The sequence below is a fragment of the Spirosoma migulaei genome, assembly GCF_054776855.1.
Genome location: NZ_BAAHBG010000027.1, coordinates 40,467 through 57,360 on the forward strand (window position 1 = coordinate 40,467; position 16,894 = coordinate 57,360).

Genomic DNA, 16,894 nt, shown 5'->3' on the forward strand with positions numbered 1-16,894 from the left:
GCATGAAATGATTATAGAAGAAGGTTTGCAATTCCCGTACTTTCCTATAAAAATGACACGGCACCGGCCGCCCGGCCTTTCAGGGTTGGAAGTTTTTATAAGAAAGCCCTGTACGTTGAAACGAGCTTTCCAAAAGCCTACTGCTCAACAAGCCCTACAATCAGCGAACCGTAAGCACATGGTTCAGTTTGTTAAATCCCGTTTGGGCTTCCCAGAGCCCGTCATTGGCCAAGCGAATGCTGTAAGCCGGGTTAGTCGCCAGAGAGGCATAGCTATCGGGCAAATTTAAAAGCAACTCGTATTGCCCCGCTTTTAGATCTTCAGGAAGTTTGACTGCCTGACGGAGCTGATGCGAGCCGGGCAGCAACCGCCGAACATCCGTTTTTAAGGGAAGCGTATGGATTGCCCCCGTTTTCGTATGTCGCAGAATGAGTTGAAGCGGCCTTGGGTTGTAGGGAGAAGCATACCCCACATTATCAACAGTGAACGCAACGGTTATAGACTGCCCCGCCTTTCCGGATTCAGCGAGTGTGGCCTTCCGAAGCACAAACCGGTAGCCCAGTCGGCGACGAATGTTGTCCATGCAGCCATTGGCCTGCCAGTCGTTGTTCACGTCGTTATTATAGCTGGCGTTCAGGTAACTATAGTGCATCAGGGCCATTTCCTGCTCAGCACGACCGAGGGGCGCACAGTCGTTTTGGGGACTGAAGGCATCATCGCAGGTTTCGCCCCCCACAGGGGTATAGCGGCTATCCTGGGCCATATACCGGCGGAGCACCTCCGTAGCGGGCCCGCGTTTGGTCGATGAATTGCCCACGTCATAAAATGTCCCATAATCATCAGGGCTGGCCAGAAAACAATCGTTGTGAAAGCCAATCCGGGCGGTGGGAGTAGCGCCAAAACCAGCAGTAGCAGGCATAGCTGCCGACGTAATGGGTGCTTTGGGACCATAAACAAATCGTTGCTTAATCTGGGGGGTACGCACCTGCACCATACGGTCGGTGGGAAGTGCCTGTAGGAGAGCCGCCAGTACCTGGTTGCGATCCTGCCAGCTACTATCAGGCACAACGCTCAGCCCATTGGTAGATGCATCGCCGAAATAATCGGTAAAGTAATTTTCGCCCCAAATGCCAATGAAACCCATCTGGAAAACAGCAATGACATCGGCATTTTCATGGAGTAAAGGGCTTAGCTGCCGAATGTGATTCAGCACAATAGCTTTGGGTGCATCGCCATAGGGCGGACATATTTTGTATTGATCGGGACAATCGCCGTTGGTGGCTTTATCGGTATAGGCAAACCTAAGAATGAGTTTGACGCCGGAAGTACGGGCAATGGCAAAATCGGCCCGCACGTTTTCCAGAAAATCCGCACTGAGCGGACTGTCTTTAAACGTTTCCAGCCGGTAACTCCGATACACCAGCGAGCAGTAGATTGAATAAGTAGCCTTGGAGACACGTTGCGGCTGGGTTCGGTAGGTCGTTAGCGCAGCGGCATCAAGCGGTACAAACCGGGCCGACGACGTAGAAATCGGAATGTAAAAACCTCGTTCTGGATTTAAAAAATCGTCCTGACTCTCTCGGTACGTTAGATTTCGGTCCTGTGCCTGTACGCTCGTCGGCATTGCTAAACCGCAGCAGGACACCAGCGCAAGCAAATAGTTAGGATAATTCATACCTGCAAATTAACGGTTACGGGTTAACCAAAGAAATCCTATCTTACAATTGCGAATACAACCTCTTTATAGAAAACCTTCCTATGCAAACACGAAAGCAGTTTTTAAAAAATATATGCACAATAGCCGCGGGCGCATCTTTGCTGCCGGTAGATAAGCTGGCAGCCTACGCGAGGCCCGCCCCCAAAAAGTCGATCTATTTTGATTTTCATTGCCATCCCGGCTGGTCGATGACCGAGCGTAACTTTGCCAATAACGGGGAGACCGTGCAAACGATCAGCGACATGAAGGAAGGCCATCTAACCAGTGGATTTCTTGCGCTGGTAGCCGATGCGCCCCTGATAAAACCCGGCCCGAAAGGAATCATCATTACTCGTAAATTCTCGCCCGGCGATGGCTGGACAGAGTATAAACGCCAGCTTCAGCGGGTAAAAGAGGTGTTTGCGCAGGTGGGTATGCCGTTTTCAACCGATCTGAATGACCTGAGTACCAAAAGCAGCGGCCCCATTGGGTACCTGGCTGTGGAAGGGGGTGATTTTTTAGATGATCAGCTAAGCCGGATCGAAGAAGCCTATCAGGACGGGGTTCGCTCCATTCAATTGGTACACTATGCACAAAATGGCCTTGGTGATCTTCAAACGGCCGAAACGACGTTCAATGGATTGTCATCGTTCGGTAAAGATGTCGTCAAAAAGATGAATGAACTGGGCATGGCGATCGATGTGGCCCACGCGTCGTTTCAAACGGCTAAAGATGTGGCCAACCTGACGAAAGCCCCGATTATCTTATCGCACAGCATCCTGCAAATGGAGGCCGATCGCCCAATTGCCCTCCGGGCTATTTCAAAAGAACATGCAAAATTTGTCGCTGACACGGGTGGCGTTATTGGGGCGTGGCCTTCGGGATTCAATAAAAGCTTCGACGAATATATCGATAACATTAAGCGTCTGATCGATGTGGTGGGCATTGATCACGTCGGGATTGGCACCGATATGAGCGCTAACTTTCAACCGGTGTTAACGAACTATACTCAATATCCGCAGGTAGCGGAAGCCTTGAAAGCAAAAGGACTTACCAGCCAGGAGGTAGATAAAATTATGGGCGAAAACGCCAGAGTTGTTCTGGGTAAGATCGCTAAATTCAGCACAAAGAAGTGATAGTGGGTTAGCGCTTGTACGTATGGTTATCTCTCCCTGTTGTGAGATAAGATGCGACTAATGCCGTATTTTTGGGGTTTAAACACAACCTCAATGTCCTACTGTCGCGCCATCGATTCCATGCCCGAAGAACGGAAAGCCTTACACAAAGCCTATCACGATTATCTGTATGGCTTTCCCATCCACGATGATAATGAGTTGTTTTGCCGATTAGTCCTGGAAATAAATCAGGCTGGTCTGAGCTGGGAAACCATTCTGAGAAAAGAAGCTACTTTCCGAAAGGCGTATGACAATTTCGACTTAAAAACAGTGGCGGCCTATACGGATACAGATCGCGAGAGGCTGATGGCCGATCCCGGTATCATTCGCAATCGGCTAAAAATTAATGCAGCCATCGAAAATGCGAAAACCATCCTACAAATCCAGGCGGAACATGGCTCGTTTGACGCTTGGCTGGAACTTCATCATCCAAAAACAAAACTAGAGTGGGTGAAGCTGTTCAAGAAAACGTTTCGCTTCACAGGCGGAGAGATCGTGAATGAGTTTTTGATGAGTATTGGATTTCTGCCCGGCGCCCATTCCACAGATTGTAGCGTATATGCTAACGTTTTGGAAGCCAAGCCGCTTTGGCTATAAGGTAACAAGGGTAAATCTTTTTCGGCAGGATTTACCGAATAGGGCAGGATTATGAAGAAGGACCTGTTTAGGGTTATCCTTTCCCAACTTGTTTTACCCCTAAAGGGCAGGGCTGTTAAGTTCTATCGTCTTTACCCCACACCCCCTAAAGGGGGAGACAATCCACTTCGGAGTACTCCCCTTTAGGGGGTGGGGGGTAAAATAAGCCAACAAAAGAGGCTGGTTAAGTAAAGAAAATTCAGAACTTAACGGCCGTACCCTTTCAGGGGATTTAGGAGAAAGTAAGTTCAATGATTAACCTAATCACACGATCAAACACAGATACTGCCTTATCCTGTGAATCCTGTCGAAAATAAGTTATTGCTGGCTGGTTGCTTCCCTTCCCACCGATATAGCCAATCCGACAGCCAGCGGAACAGGCTTGTGATGCCCAGGTAGTAATACATCAGGAAAAGCAGTTTGAAAAAGCCCCGCCGGAAGGTAAACGGAATATTGGCGCCGTCAATATGCTGAATGAGAAGACCAAAGATGATATATATGCCTGCTATCCAGAGGAGAATGGAAAGACCTCGTTTGTCTCGAAAAACAAAAACGTTAATAGCCGTTAGTACTAAGAAGATCGGTACAGCATAGCCCCAGTAAACATCATCGAACACCACTTGCTCATTCATAGTGGCGTATACATTCGCGAGTTGACCAACGTAGTTGTCTGTAAAACCATGAACTTTCCCCAGACTGGCATTTGGTGGGAGGGGGATATACCCTCGTAAGAAACCATAATTCCAGAAGACAACTGGTACCAGGCAGGCTATTGATACAGCGGTGGCCCGTAGAAAACCACTTTTTTTCGGAATACCTGGAGAATGTAGCCAGACCAGTAACGAGCCAATTGGCACGAAGAAAATGGTTTCGGTACGTGTCCAGCAGGCAAAGGCCAGCATGAGTGCACTCGCGACCAGGGTTCTTGGCTGACCTGATTCCAGATAGCGTTGTACCAGTATCACCCCCGTTGCAAAGAAGGCCGCATTGGCCCAGTCGGTCTGCACCAGGAACGTATAGGCAAACAGTTCGGGTGAGCAGGCGAGGATCGTGACGAGAAGTCCGGCCAGAAGTGGATGGATGCGTTCGCGTAACTCGGCATATAAAAAGACACTAAAGGCGATGACCACTACTGTTAGCCACACTTTCCCAAACGGAAAAGGTCCTGAATCATCGGCCGCTAGCAGATAGATAACCTGCTGCATTGTACTAAAAGGTGCATAGAACGGTTGGTTACTGAAAACCGATACAGTAGGCATATGCTCTGTAAACACCGACGAAACCAGCGTTTGCTCTCGAACGGCAAACGTTGCTACCAGATCAGGACCCACGATCGTATCGAATGGGAGATTCGGAAACCAGGCGCATTTCCAGGCACTGATAACTAGTAAATACGCCCAGAAGGCCAGAAAGGGAAGTTCAAACAGACGGAATGATATTCGTTTCCAGCTAAACAACTGGCGCAGGTAGTTCCCTTGCCCGCGTAACAGGAGTAGCGATGAACCAGCCAGTATACCCAGCCCAATAAACATCGGCGTTGGCGAAATTGGCAGATGGCTAAGCTGTATGCCGATGGGGAGTACTGCACTCAGACCAAGCCCGGTCAACATAGAGAGTCCCAGCAAACTAAATCCAGTCGATACCGTTCGAAGCCGGGTAATCAGGCCGAAACCTAGCAGAAATTGGGCGCTGATGACCAAAATAAGGGATATCGTCATGGCTTGGTCGTCTTAACGTAGGCCTTGGCTTGCTGTGGCGTATAAGCAAAAAAGTGAGGGTCATACTTCCTGAATTCGGCAAGAATCTGAGCGCGATTGTTGTCGGTAAGTCTCAGTAAGGCTACTTGATTTTTCTGTACCCAAAACGTAAATGTAGCGCGGCCTATCATTGAATCAGGACTGACCATGTCAACTAAATGAACTGACTTGCCAAGATGGTAATACAACACACTTGGATACACCCAGGCGTATCCGGTGGCTGCCCCCTGCCGATAAGCCTTCCGAATGAGGTAGCGTTGCGGTGGAATCAGGAAATAATCGGATGGTTTACAGTATTTCCGAATAAGGTTCGTGTACGTGAAAGCTGCACCATAACCTTCCTGTTTGCGGGTTTGGATGTCAGTCCGTATCCCCAAATCCTGTCGCTGATCATAAAATCGTTGAATAGTTGTGATTAACCAGTCGCGGTTGTTGGGTAAATTGAGAAAGAGTAGTAAAAATAAGCAGCTTACAATCAGAAAGATAAGCTGCATTGTCCAGAAGCGCTTACCATCTGTTGAAAACAGCGACCTAAGCTGGAAAGTAGCTGAAGACCTACGCATGGTTCAAATTGTCTGGTTATGGTCGGTTGGTGCTACCTGCTGGCACAGCTTGGCCCCCAAAATCTGTACCACTTTTATTAATTACTGGTTTGTTCTGGTGAGTTTGAAACAAAACTATCGTTATGTTTGTGTGTATATAACGATAACTGATGCTAAGACTGGTAAACCATATGAGCCGAAGGAGTACGAGTACACGATCCGGTAAGCACGCGTTATTAAGTCTGTTGTTCATACTAACGGGTTTCCTTGGGACGAATAGGGCAGAGGCCCAGATAGTGCTGACTATTTCGGGAGAGGTAACTAAACCACTCACCTTACAAGCGGCTGATTTGAAAGCCATGACTCATACCGAGGTAATCGGTAATGATCGGGATGGAAAGGAACACAAGTACTCGGGCGTACCACTCTCGGAACTACTCAAACAGGCAGGAGCAACCTTAGGCAGTGCACTACGGGGCGAAAACCTGACAAAGTATGTCGTGGTGAAAGCGATAGATAATTATGAAGTCATATTCGCACTCGCTGAGATTGACCCGGACTTTACAACACGGGTAATCTTACTGGCCGACTCTGTAGACGGAGTATCACTGGCTCAGGGTGTAGGGCCATACCGGGTGGTAGTTCCTGGAGAGAAAAAGCCTGCCCGCTGGATTCGGGAGGTGAAGTCGATAGAGGTGCGATTTGCTAAATAATATGAAAAAACTACTCATATTTCTTCTCGTATACTCCATTACGGGGTTTGCTCATTGTCAGCCTCTGCGCGTAGCGGTGGCGGCTAACGCGCAATTTGTGATGGAGCAATTGAAGGTCGCATTCCAGAAAAAGACGGGTATTGAAGTTGAGTCAATTGTGAACTCTTCGGGAAAGCTAACGACGCAAATTCAACAGGGAGCCCCCTATGATGTATTTCTATCAGCCGATGTCGACTATCCGCAAACCTTGCACAAAGCTGGACTTACGGTGGATGCACCGGTAGTGTATGCCTATGGCTCACTGGTTCTCTGGACACGAAGCGATCTACCCTTAACGGCTGATTTAACGATATTGTCAGACCCGGCTGTTCGCCATATAGCCATTGCCAACCCGGCAACGGCTCCGTATGGCGAAGCGGCAGTTTCATTCCTGAAATCCAAAAATTTGCTGGAAGTGGTACAGCCTAAAATTGTGTACGGCGAAAGCATTGCCCAGGTCAATCAATACATACTGACGGGCGCAGCAGAGGTAGGGTTTACGGCTAAATCGGTCGTACTCGATCCCAGCCTGACAAAGCGCGGACATTGGCTCGATTTGCCAACAACGGGTTATTCTCCCATTGCGCAGGGCGTAGTTATTTTGAAACGAACCAGCTTACCTAAAGAAGCCCGGCAATTCATGGCATTTTTGCGTAGTCCGGCAGCCCGCCGTATTTTGCAACAGTTTGGGTATCATTGAAGGGAGAAAGGAGGAGAGGGAAGATGTAAATTCTCGATTTACCCTCTCGTCCCTCTCTTCCTTCCTCCCTTTTCTCCCTTTATCCTTTTTTTCTATGCCCATCGACTGGGAACCCATCTGGCTAACCTTACGCTTAGCCGGTATCACTACGTTTATTCTGCTCCTGATTGGCGTACCACTGGCGGGTTGGCTAGCCCTTAGCCGATTCCGACTTAAACCCGTCATTGAAGCACTAATCAGCCTGCCGTTAGTTCTACCCCCTTCAGTGGTTGGTTTTTACCTGCTATTAGCCTTTAGCCCAACCAGTGGGTTGGGAGGCTGGTTGTTGAAAACGATTAATCTACAACTCGTCTTCTCGTTCGAAGGCTTAGTCGTAGCTTCACTGCTGTATAGTTTACCGTTTATGGTTCATCCCATTCAGGCTGGATTAGAAAACCTGCCCGTTTCCTGGCGTGAGGCATCCTATACATTGGGACAATCGCGAAGCAGAACCCTGTGGCGGGTATTATTGCCCAACTGTAAACCCGCCTTGCTCACTGGAATCGTGTTGACATTTGCGCACACCATCGGCGAATTTGGTCTGGTATTAATGATTGGAGGTAACCTGCCAGGGCAAACACGGGTGGCGTCTATCGCTATTTACGATGAAGTCGAGCTACTTCATTTCGATACGGCTCATACCTATGCGGCTCTGTTGCTGGGCCTTTCATTTGCTATTCTCTTACTGGTTTATGGCATCAATAAACGCGTAACGGTATGATCAAACTGGACATAACCATGCCGCGTCTGTTTGCCGAAGGAGCCAGTGAACTTCAAGTGCAACTAGACTTGGAAACGGGTAGTTTAACCGCACTGGTTGGGCCTTCTGGCTCTGGAAAAACAACCCTTCTTCGGTTACTGGCTGGGCTGGAAACTCCTGGCACGGGCCATATTGAGGTTAATGAAACGATATGGCTGGATAAAAGCCAGGGTATTAACCGCACTCCCCAGCAACGGTCCATTGGCTATGTATTTCAGGACACAGCCCTGTTTCCGAATATGACGGTTCGAAAAAATATTCAATATGCGGCTCCCGCTGGTCAGGAAGCTTTAGTCGATGAACTGATTGAGGCCACGGGCCTGGAACCATTCGTGAATCAGAAGCCTGTTCGTTTGTCGGGCGGCCAGCGTCAGCGGGTAGCCCTGGCTCGTGCGCTGGTTCGTCGGCCACAACTGTTGTTACTGGATGAACCGTTTGCCGCTCTTGATGAAGTAGCTAGTCAGACGCTCAGACAGATGTTGCGACAACTTCATCAGAACTGGGGCACAACTACGATTCTGGTGAGTCACCACGAGGTTGATGTACAGGCGTTAGCGGATCGGGTTGTTCGGTTGGTGCAGGGACGCATTCAATCCGATGAGCGTATTGCCGACCGTGGTTCAGATAGCTCAATACGGGAACTTATCACACGTATAGACTATGATGAAGCCCGCCAACAATGGGTTATCGAGACAACTACCACGCAAGTTTACTCGTCAAATCCAGTCTGGGCAAACCGGCGGGTAGGTGATTCGATACGGATCGACTCATCGTTGAAGTAAATCGTTTTTGTTAGTATTAATCGTCTGTTTTACAGGTACTTGCTTTGGGGGATTTCTGAACCATTACTGGGTTGTGAACGTTTTCTTTTTACCAACCTCAGCGTTTCTTCATGCCCGATTTCAATCCATCAATTATTTTATATACCGCCGATTCCCTGAACGAACAGGGCGAAGCTGTACTGGCTCAGTTCCCACAGGCAGAGACGCTTGAACTGAAACAGCACAACCGGTTGCCAGAGTTGGGAATGAATCATTTCAAGGTCAAGTCCGACGTGTTGGTACTTGGAAAACTGAAATCTCAGGCTATCAAATGGAGTGGACGTAGTGCCGATTACATAGCGCCTAGCCTGGCAAATGGCTGTTTCGGGGCATGCACCTATTGCTACGTCGATCGGCATAAAAACGTAAACCCGATTACCCTGTTTACCAACATCGACGAAAACCTGACGAGCGTTGATAAACACGTTCAGTTGCTGGCCTGGCCCAAGCCAGCAAACCAGACTGACCCCACTTACTGGACGTATGATATTGGTTGCAACTCAGATATTTCAATCGACTATGATCTAACGGAGGGGATGCAGCAGGTGTTCGCCTTTTACCGGGATCATCCGCGTGCAAAAGCCACTTTTGCGACCAAGTTTGTTAATCCAGCACTGCTCAACTTCGATCCAAAACGTAAAATACGGATTCGTTTCAGTCTGATGCCCAGTCATGTCAGTAAGCTCGTCGATGTGCGTACCGATAGTATCGAAAAGCGAATTGCTGCTATCAATGACTTTTACGATGCGGGCTATGAGGTGCACGTAAATTTCTCACCCGTCATTGTCTACAGCGGCCCTGATGGAGACAGAAAAGCGTGGCGAAATGACTATCGTGAGTTGTTTCGTCAACTCGATGCAGCGTTGCGCCCCGAAGTCCGGGCTCAACTCAAATGTGAAGTAATTTTTCTGACCCATAACCAATGGCAGCATCAGGCTAACTTAGCCATCAATCCAAAGGCAGAAGAACTATTGTGGGTACCCGAATTACAGGAGAGTAAAGTAAGCCAGTTTGGTGGCTGGAACATTCGGTATCAGCACCAGTTGAAGCGTAAGATGATTGATGTATTCGAGCAGTTGGTGAAGGAGGAGATTCCCTGGTGTGAGATTCGGTATATTTTTTAACCGTGCGGGCGGAACGCCCGCACGGTTAAAAAATCAATGATTATGCTGCTTCACATACTCATCCATCGAGAATTTTCCGGATCCGATGACGAGGAACCATAGGAGCAATAACAGGACGATAACCGATAACCAGAGTTCAGAATTCAGGGGCGAAAAGCCCTGACGGATATTTACGAAGAACAGCGCACCAACAAGAATAGGCAGTTGCAGAACGACCATCAACCGGGTCAGGCAGCCAAGTGCAATTAGAAAGCCGCCCATCAGATGAGCAAAAGCAACGTAATGTACCAGCATGACGGGCCAAAGGCTGAAATGCAGACCACCCACTAAGCGTGTGAGGTAGGCTGTATCACTGATAAAGCTAACCCCCTTCAGTACCAGGATAATTCCGAGTACAATACGCAGGGCGTCGGTCCAGGCGGGGTGATGCGTATCCCCCCAGTTTTCAATACGATTTAAAACGTTCATACCTGTAAGTGTTTAGAGAATACTAATCGAATATACAGGTATGAACATTACAAAGCAAGCTGATTGTTAACGATTTACAGGATTCACTTTGCGATTTTTAGGTGCCTAATTTAGGCAGAGTGATCGGATTTTGCAGTAACCACGGTAAACCGAATACTGACTACCTTAAACCGTTATACTTCCTCCAGTGGCCCAACATGAACGGGGGCTAATTGAGCAAATTCATCATCGTCAAAGAGCCGGGACCGAATCAGAAATCGAACACCCAGCGGGATTTCAAGCGAGAAACTGGCCCCACGCCCACGGGTTACGTCAACGGTTAAGTGCGTGTGTTTCCAGTATTCAAATTGATCGCTCGACATCCAGAAATCACAGCCGTAAATCTGGCCCAGTAGCACATCCGATGAGCCAATGATAAAATCACCGACAGCATAGCACATAGGCGAGGAGCCATCGCAACAACCCCCACTCTGGTGAAACATAAGTGGTCCGTGATCAGCGCGGAGTTTATCAATAATCTCGGCTGCCGCCGGAGTGAGGTCTATTCTTTCCATAACGAAGAGGGAGAAAAGGGAGGAAGGAGGAGAGGGACGAAAGGGAGGAAGGAGGAGAGAGACGAAAGGGAGGAGGGGGAAGGGACCAAACAAGAGATAGATTTACGTTCTCCCTTACGTCCCTCTCCTCCTTCCTCCCTTTTCTCCCCTTTGTCAAAAGAACCCTAATTTGTTTTTGCTGTACGAGATCAGCAGGTTTTTAACCTGGCGATAGTGGTTTAACATCATCAGGTGGTTTTCACGGCCAAAACCCGACTTCTTGTAGCCGCCAAACGGTGCGTGGGCCGGGTAATCGTGGTAGCAGTTTACCCACACGCGACCCGCCTGAATCTGACGGGGAATGGTGTATAGTTCATGGGCATCGCGAGACCAGAACCCGGCCCCCAGCCCATAAAGCGTATCATTGGCAATAGCAACGGCTTCGTCGGCATCCTTGAAGGTCGTTACCGACAGAACGGGTCCGAAGATTTCTTCCTGGAAAATCCGCATCTTGTTGTTGCCCTTGAAAATCGTCGGCTGAATATAAAAACCACCTTCAATGGTGTCGGCGGGACCACCTCCGGTCAGCACTTCAGCTCCTTCCTGTTTGCCGATGTTGATGTACGACAGAATTTTCTCGTACTGGTCGTTGCTGGCCTGCGCACCCATCATCGTTTCTGGGTCGAGCGGGTGGCCAAGTTTGATCGCTTTGGTACGGGCAATTACCCGTTCCATAAACTTGTCGTAAATATCTTCGTGAACCAGCAAACGCGATGGACAGGTACAGATTTCACCCTGGTTGAGCGCAAACATTACCGCTCCTTCCACGCACTTATCGAAGAACTCGTCGTCATGATCGGCAATGGATTTCATGAAGATGTTCGGCGATTTACCGCCTAGCTCCATCGTGACCGGAATCAGGTTTTCCGATGCATACTGCATGATAAGACGTCCTGTCGTGGTTTCACCCGTAAAGGCTACCTTGTTGATGCCTTTGTGCTGGGCCAGCGGTTTACCGGCTTCCGGGCCAAATCCCTGAATAATGTTGACCACACCGGCAGGTACGATGCCTTCCAGCAATTCGAACATAATGGCCAGCGAGGTAGGGGTTTGTTCAGCGGGTTTAATAACCACGCAGCAGCCAGCAGCCAGGGCCGGTGCCAGTTTCCAGGTTGCCATCAGCAGGGGGAAGTTCCAGGGGATAATTTGTCCGACAACACCCACTGGCTCCTTAATAATGAGCGACAACGTATCGGCATTCAGTTCGGTGGCAGTACCTTCTTCAGCCCGGATAACGCCCGCAAAATAACGGAAGTGATCTACGCAAAGGGGTAGATCGGCCGCCATCGTTTCGCGGAGGGCTTTGCCATTCTCTACAGTTTCAACACGAGCCAGAAACTCCAGATTCTGTTCAATGACATCCGCAATCTGAAGCAACACTTTGCTCCGTTCGGTAGCCGATGTTTTACCCCAGGTTTCAAACGCTTTTTGGGCTGCGGCAACGGCTAAATCGACATCAGCAGCTTTCGAGCGGGGCATTTTGGCAATCAGGCTCCCATCAACCGGCGACTCATTGTCGAAGTACTCTCCTCCAACGGGTGGTACCCATTTGCCGCCGATGTAGTTTTCATACTGAGTCTTAAACATTGGCCGGGGCATAGTCTTGCTCGGTGCTTCTGCAGTTTGCATGTTTAAAAAAGGTTTTATGTGATTTAATTAGCTTCTTCACAAATTTTGCCGAAATTGTACAAGTATTTTTGCGGTATCGTCTCAAATACTTACGAAATCCTCCCATTCTGTGGTCGTATGGAAAAATTAAGGAAAGTGGTTCCTAAGGAAGCGGTAAGTGCCTGGGGAGCCCGCTTGGACACGTTGGTGGAGAATAAGCTGACACTCAGCCATGATGAAGCCGAACTACATCTGTATGAGACATTTCAGCAGGCGAACCTGATTCAGTTGCGTTTCAACGCGCCCGTAATGACCAGCATGCTAAGTGGCCGGAAAGTGATGCATTTGCGGGAGATGGACCCCTTCGATTACCAGCCCGGTGAGTCGTTATTATTACCTTCTGACCGGCTGATGCAGATTGATTTTCCCGACGCCACCACCGATTCTCCTACGCGCTGCCTGGCACTCACGATTTCGGATGAGTTTATTCGTGAAACGATTGATCAACTGAATGAAGAGATTCCGCGTGTCGAAACCATAGATCAGTGGCAATTGGATACAGATAATTATCTGGTGCAGAATGACCCTGAAATCAGTTCACTGACGGATAAACTGATGCGGTTGTTTCGTGAAAACAACTCGTTTCGGCCCTTCTTTATCAAAAACACCCTGCGTGAGCTGATTGTCCGACTTTCACAAACGCAGGTGCGCACGGGTTTACTTTTGCAAACGAGCCAGCATATAAATACGAACCGGCTGGCGTATGTGGTGACCTATATTCGTGAGAATATTACCCGTAGTTTGTCGGTTGAGGAGCTGTGTGATAAAGCCTGCCTGTCTAAATCGCACTTTTTCCGACTTTTTAAAAGTGAACTCGGCGTTTCGCCAGCCCAGTTTATCCTGACTGAACGTATTCGACGGGCAAAAGCGATTCTAAGCATTCCGACCAAGACCATTACAGATGCCTGTTATGAATCAGGCTTTAACAGTGTCACCCATTTTAGTAGCGCCTTTCGTTCGGTCGAGAACATCTGCCCCCGCCAATTTAAGCGGCAACTCTTAGGGCTAAATTAAGAATGATGTACGATAGGGATGTATGATATATGATATAGGATATAAGATGTATGTCCAGTAAACGATACATCCTACAGCCTATATCATACATCAATTTGCTTATCTTTGGGGTAGTTATGACAACAAAAACTACCTCAAAAGCGGCCTTTACGGCGCCTACGCTGGAGTTCATGCGCGAACTCGTTGACAACAACAATCGGGAATGGTTTCATGCCAACCGGCCTCGGTACGATGCTGCCAAAGCCGAGCTTTGCGCGGTAGTGGAGCGGGTATTGGCAGGGCTTAGCCCGTTTGAACCGTTAGCCAATACCGCGGTAAAAGACTGTATTTTTCGCATCAACCGCGACATCCGATTTTCTAAAGATAAAGCGCCCTACAAATCAAATCTGGCCTTTGCAGTCGGCCCCGGCGGACGTCATTCGGGCCGGGTTGATTATTACGTACATATCCAACCGGGTAACCAATCGTTTCTGGGTGCGGGCATGTGGCAGCCGACACCCGCTAATCTCGCTAAATTTCGGCAGGAAGTGGACTATAACGCTCAGGAACTGAAGGACATCATTGAGGCCGATGAGTTCAAGACCTACTTTCCTGAAGCAGCGGGTGAGGTGATGAAAACAACACCCAAAGGCTATCCCGCCGACCACCCCGAAATCGAGTTGCTTCGGCGCAAAGAGTTATTCTTCCTACACCGTTATACCGACAAGGAAGTTCTCAAACCCAACTTCGCCGACGAAATTGTGCGCGGCAGCCGAATCATCAAGCCCTACTGTGATTTACTGAACTATCTGTTTTATGATGAGAAGGAGGAGACGGTAACGTTGTAAGGGGAGTACTTCCCAATTGAATTAGCTACAAAGCGGTTCGCCGATGCGGCAGGGAGAGCACAGCGTTAAAGAGGTAGCATCAAAAAATACAGTTTTACTGTTGTAAATACGAACAGTTTTGGGGCTGAAATATATATCTTGTCAGGTCTACTGGAATTTTCCTTGTACTGTGTCACTTATGGTTGCGAATAACGTTTAGGAGCTTTGCGTTGGTGCAAAAACTGTTTGCTAGCCACAAAGTTTATTAAATCCTTCTATTCGCACTGTCCGCCCACTAACGCAAAACCCGTGCTAGCGGTTCGTTGTTTTTCTCGTTCGTCAAAGCCCGCTCTTTTTAAGCCAATCAAGAAAGTATTATGCTATTTCTTTCCAACCGCTGTCCAGTATAAGGGAATTTCCACGGCCATCAAACAGTTTAAAGTCAGAAATTACAGATGTATTATACTTTTTAATTGATGCTTGTCCACGTATAGGTGGTGCTTGATTGTCCATTGCTCCACCTATAATTAGCATAGGGCGAGTGGTTGTATTTTGGGTGTTCACTTTTGTTTCAATTCCGGCAAAAGTGGCTGTTGCTGCCTGAAATAATGGTTTGGAAGGTCCAGGAATTGTTCAACGTCGTAAAGTTCTTTTGCTTCATTTTCAGAAACCACACTGGCGAAGCCATAACTAAATTGTTCGTATGTTAGAGAGTTTGCTTTCTTTAAATTAAATGGATTCCCAAGAACAGACAGAGATACTTTAAGTGCAGAAAATGGAAGCTGCCAAGCACCTTTAATTGGTGCAGGGTCAATGTCTTTACAAACGCTTGCTAAGATACGTCCTAATAATATTTGGGCAATTAGACCCCAAAGGAATTACCAATAACGATATGTGGCTGAGGAAATGTAGCAATTATTTTAGCATAATTTTCACCAATTTCTTTTACACCAATGTTTGCAATGGATTGGGGGTTTGCACGTCATTCAGCAACTGTTAAAGAATCTCCTGGACAACCAAGATTTATTGTTTTATAACTTTTGTCATTAAAAACTTTATCCATTGTTACCAAGAAGATGTGTGTATCAATAATCCGTGAATAAATACTATTTTTTTTGATGCTACCATTTTTCGTCAGTTAAATATAGTTGTGAGTATTCAGTTACAATAATCACAAATCCATGTTAGTCGTAGACATTCTTTGACATTCTTTTAGGCAGTTTTTTGTTCTCAATATTTTTTACAGTTGTTCATCTTCGTTGGTATTTCGTTTTGGCATTAAAGTTATCCTACGATAATGGGTTTTGAAGTTAGCGGAGCTACTACTTTCTCTTTGTAAATATAAAACTCCGAATTCATGATTATAATCAGTAGTAGAAAATATGTGTTCTTGTCCAATTAAAATTTTTTGCCCAAGTTCTTGCTCGCGACTATTGTCATTATAATAAAAATCCACCTCGACATAATTAGTCGTAACGTATTTGCATACTAAGCGACTACCATCGGGAAAAGTATGGATTCCTTCACCATATTCTTCAAGTAAAACTTCCTCTTCTAAATCTTTTGACTTCGTTTTCTGTGCTAATGAATATGCTTTATTAAATAGTAGACTTAAATCTTTTTGTAATTCAATATATCTATTTATATACTCACTTTTATTGTGATATTTTAAGTCTAGAATCCAAACTACTTGGGCTATTTTAGTTTTTGCAGCATCGAAATTGTTAGAAATAACATATTCCTTGGTTTCAATTATTGCCTGATTTAAGCGAATTTCTTCTTTTTGGATTTGGCTGTACTCTAAATCTTTATTTCTTAATAAGGTTAATGAGTCTTTTTTAGAAAGTAAATCATCAAATTTTGGTGGTGGTGGTGTCAATATATACAATTGATAATATAAAACTATAATTCCTCCCACAATTGCAATAGCGAAACCCCAAAATATTTGACTTCTGGTCATATAAATATTTTTTAAACTTGAATGTTAATGTTCAAAAATGTCCTTTAAATTATCTGATATTCCACTTCAAGTGTCCGTTGGTCGTATTTTTATGTATGCCAAAAACGTTTCCTTGCTTGGCGATGGGGCGTAATTGTAGCACAAAAAGATCAATAGAATTTCTACTGTTGAACCTTATACAAATGTTTCAAAGAAGCACCACATCGGATGGCCGATTAATATAGGTGCCATTTTTGTGAAGGTAGGTAATGTAGTTGTGACGCAAATTATGAAAAGTAACATGCTGACGTATTTTGGCGGCATCTTTAGCACGGTGGAAAACACGTTGCAAACTGTGCGTACTGTAAGGCTCATTCAGCTATTGACCTTTAAAAAGCCAGTCG

Annotated in this window: 17 protein-coding genes; 9 read left to right on the forward strand and 8 right to left on the reverse strand. The window is 46.9% G+C overall.

Annotated features, from left to right (window positions below; genetic code table 11):
- Positions 1–160 precede the first annotated feature (160 nt).
- Entirely contained in the window at positions 161–1,675 is a 1,515-nt protein-coding gene (locus ACYVGO_RS24930; RefSeq protein WP_460971601.1) for a DUF4832 domain-containing protein, read from the reverse strand.
- 83 nt (positions 1,676–1,758) lie between these two features.
- Here ACYVGO_RS24930 and ACYVGO_RS24935 point away from each other — a divergent pair, with 83 nt between their 5' ends.
- Entirely contained in the window at positions 1,759–2,832 is a 1,074-nt protein-coding gene (locus ACYVGO_RS24935; protein WP_460971602.1) for a dipeptidase, read from the forward strand.
- A 93-nt stretch (positions 2,833–2,925) separates the two neighbouring features.
- A complete protein-coding gene (locus ACYVGO_RS24940; protein ID WP_460971603.1) occupies positions 2,926–3,468 on the forward strand; it encodes a DNA-3-methyladenine glycosylase I in 543 nt (180 codons plus the stop codon).
- Positions 3,469–3,797: 329 nt separating this feature from the next.
- Here the strand turns inward: ACYVGO_RS24940 and ACYVGO_RS24945 are convergent, their stop codons facing one another.
- Both ACYVGO_RS24945 and ACYVGO_RS24950 read right to left on the reverse strand, forming a co-directional pair.
- Positions 3,798–5,225, reverse strand: coding sequence for a glycosyltransferase family 39 protein (locus ACYVGO_RS24945; protein ID WP_460971604.1), 1,428 nt, complete (start codon positions 5,223–5,225; stop codon positions 3,798–3,800).
- Positions 5,222–5,827 (reverse strand): hypothetical protein, encoded by a 606-nt coding sequence (locus ACYVGO_RS24950; RefSeq protein WP_460971605.1) that lies wholly within the window; start codon positions 5,825–5,827, stop codon positions 5,222–5,224. Before ACYVGO_RS24950 ends, ACYVGO_RS24945 begins: the two co-directional genes overlap by 4 nt.
- A gap of 170 nt (positions 5,828–5,997) precedes the next feature.
- On the opposite strand from ACYVGO_RS24950, the gene ACYVGO_RS24955 reads away from it, so the two are divergent.
- From ACYVGO_RS24955 to ACYVGO_RS24975, 5 genes are all read left to right on the forward strand, one after another.
- Positions 5,998–6,519, forward strand: coding sequence for a molybdopterin-dependent oxidoreductase (locus ACYVGO_RS24955; RefSeq protein ID WP_460971606.1), 522 nt, complete (start codon positions 5,998–6,000; stop codon positions 6,517–6,519).
- A 1-nt stretch (position 6,520) separates the two neighbouring features.
- Positions 6,521–7,258: a molybdate ABC transporter substrate-binding protein gene (gene modA, locus ACYVGO_RS24960; protein WP_460971607.1), complete on the forward strand. Its 738-nt coding sequence runs from the start codon at positions 6,521–6,523 to the stop codon at positions 7,256–7,258.
- 94 nt (positions 7,259–7,352) lie between these two features.
- Positions 7,353–8,018 (forward strand): molybdate ABC transporter permease subunit, encoded by a 666-nt coding sequence (gene modB / locus ACYVGO_RS24965; RefSeq protein ID WP_460971608.1) that lies wholly within the window; start codon positions 7,353–7,355, stop codon positions 8,016–8,018.
- Positions 8,015–8,839 carry a sulfate/molybdate ABC transporter ATP-binding protein gene (locus tag ACYVGO_RS24970; protein ID WP_460971609.1) on the forward strand — a complete coding sequence of 275 codons (825 nt, stop codon included), beginning with the start codon at positions 8,015–8,017 and terminating at the stop codon, positions 8,837–8,839. The genes modB and ACYVGO_RS24970 overlap by 4 nt, the downstream gene beginning before the upstream one ends.
- A 110-nt stretch (positions 8,840–8,949) precedes the next feature.
- Complete coding sequence (locus ACYVGO_RS24975; protein WP_460971610.1) at positions 8,950–10,002, forward strand: spore photoproduct lyase family protein; 1,053 nt, start codon at positions 8,950–8,952, stop codon at positions 10,000–10,002.
- A 33-nt stretch (positions 10,003–10,035) separates the two neighbouring features.
- Here the strand turns inward: ACYVGO_RS24975 and ACYVGO_RS24980 are convergent, their stop codons facing one another.
- The 3 genes from ACYVGO_RS24980 to ACYVGO_RS24990 form a co-directional block, all read right to left on the reverse strand.
- Entirely contained in the window at positions 10,036–10,470 is a 435-nt protein-coding gene (locus ACYVGO_RS24980; RefSeq protein ID WP_460971611.1) for a DoxX family protein, read from the reverse strand.
- 173 nt (positions 10,471–10,643) lie between these two features.
- Positions 10,644–11,024 (reverse strand): DUF779 domain-containing protein, encoded by a 381-nt coding sequence (locus ACYVGO_RS24985; RefSeq protein WP_142773256.1) that lies wholly within the window; start codon positions 11,022–11,024, stop codon positions 10,644–10,646.
- A gap of 153 nt (positions 11,025–11,177) precedes the next feature.
- Positions 11,178–12,692: an aldehyde dehydrogenase family protein gene (locus ACYVGO_RS24990; protein WP_142773255.1), complete on the reverse strand. Its 1,515-nt coding sequence runs from the start codon at positions 12,690–12,692 to the stop codon at positions 11,178–11,180.
- Between the two features lie 117 nt (positions 12,693–12,809).
- Here ACYVGO_RS24990 and ACYVGO_RS24995 point away from each other — a divergent pair, with 117 nt between their 5' ends.
- Entirely contained in the window at positions 12,810–13,745 is a 936-nt protein-coding gene (locus ACYVGO_RS24995; RefSeq protein ID WP_460971613.1) for a helix-turn-helix transcriptional regulator, read from the forward strand.
- A 116-nt stretch (positions 13,746–13,861) separates the two neighbouring features.
- A complete protein-coding gene (locus ACYVGO_RS25000) occupies positions 13,862–14,572 on the forward strand; it encodes a DUF2461 domain-containing protein (protein ID WP_460971614.1) in 711 nt (236 codons plus the stop codon).
- A 354-nt stretch (positions 14,573–14,926) separates the two neighbouring features.
- Here ACYVGO_RS25000 and ACYVGO_RS25005 read toward each other — a convergent pair whose 3' ends face one another.
- The gene (locus ACYVGO_RS25005; protein ID WP_460971615.1) at positions 14,927–15,085 is read right to left on the reverse strand and encodes a hypothetical protein; all 159 of its coding nucleotides are present in this window, start codon (positions 15,083–15,085) and stop codon (positions 14,927–14,929) included.
- 706 nt (positions 15,086–15,791) lie between these two features.
- Positions 15,792–16,511 carry a hypothetical protein gene (locus ACYVGO_RS25010; RefSeq protein WP_460971616.1) on the reverse strand — a complete coding sequence of 240 codons (720 nt, stop codon included), beginning with the start codon at positions 16,509–16,511 and terminating at the stop codon, positions 15,792–15,794.
- Positions 16,512–16,894: the final 383 nt, after the last annotated feature.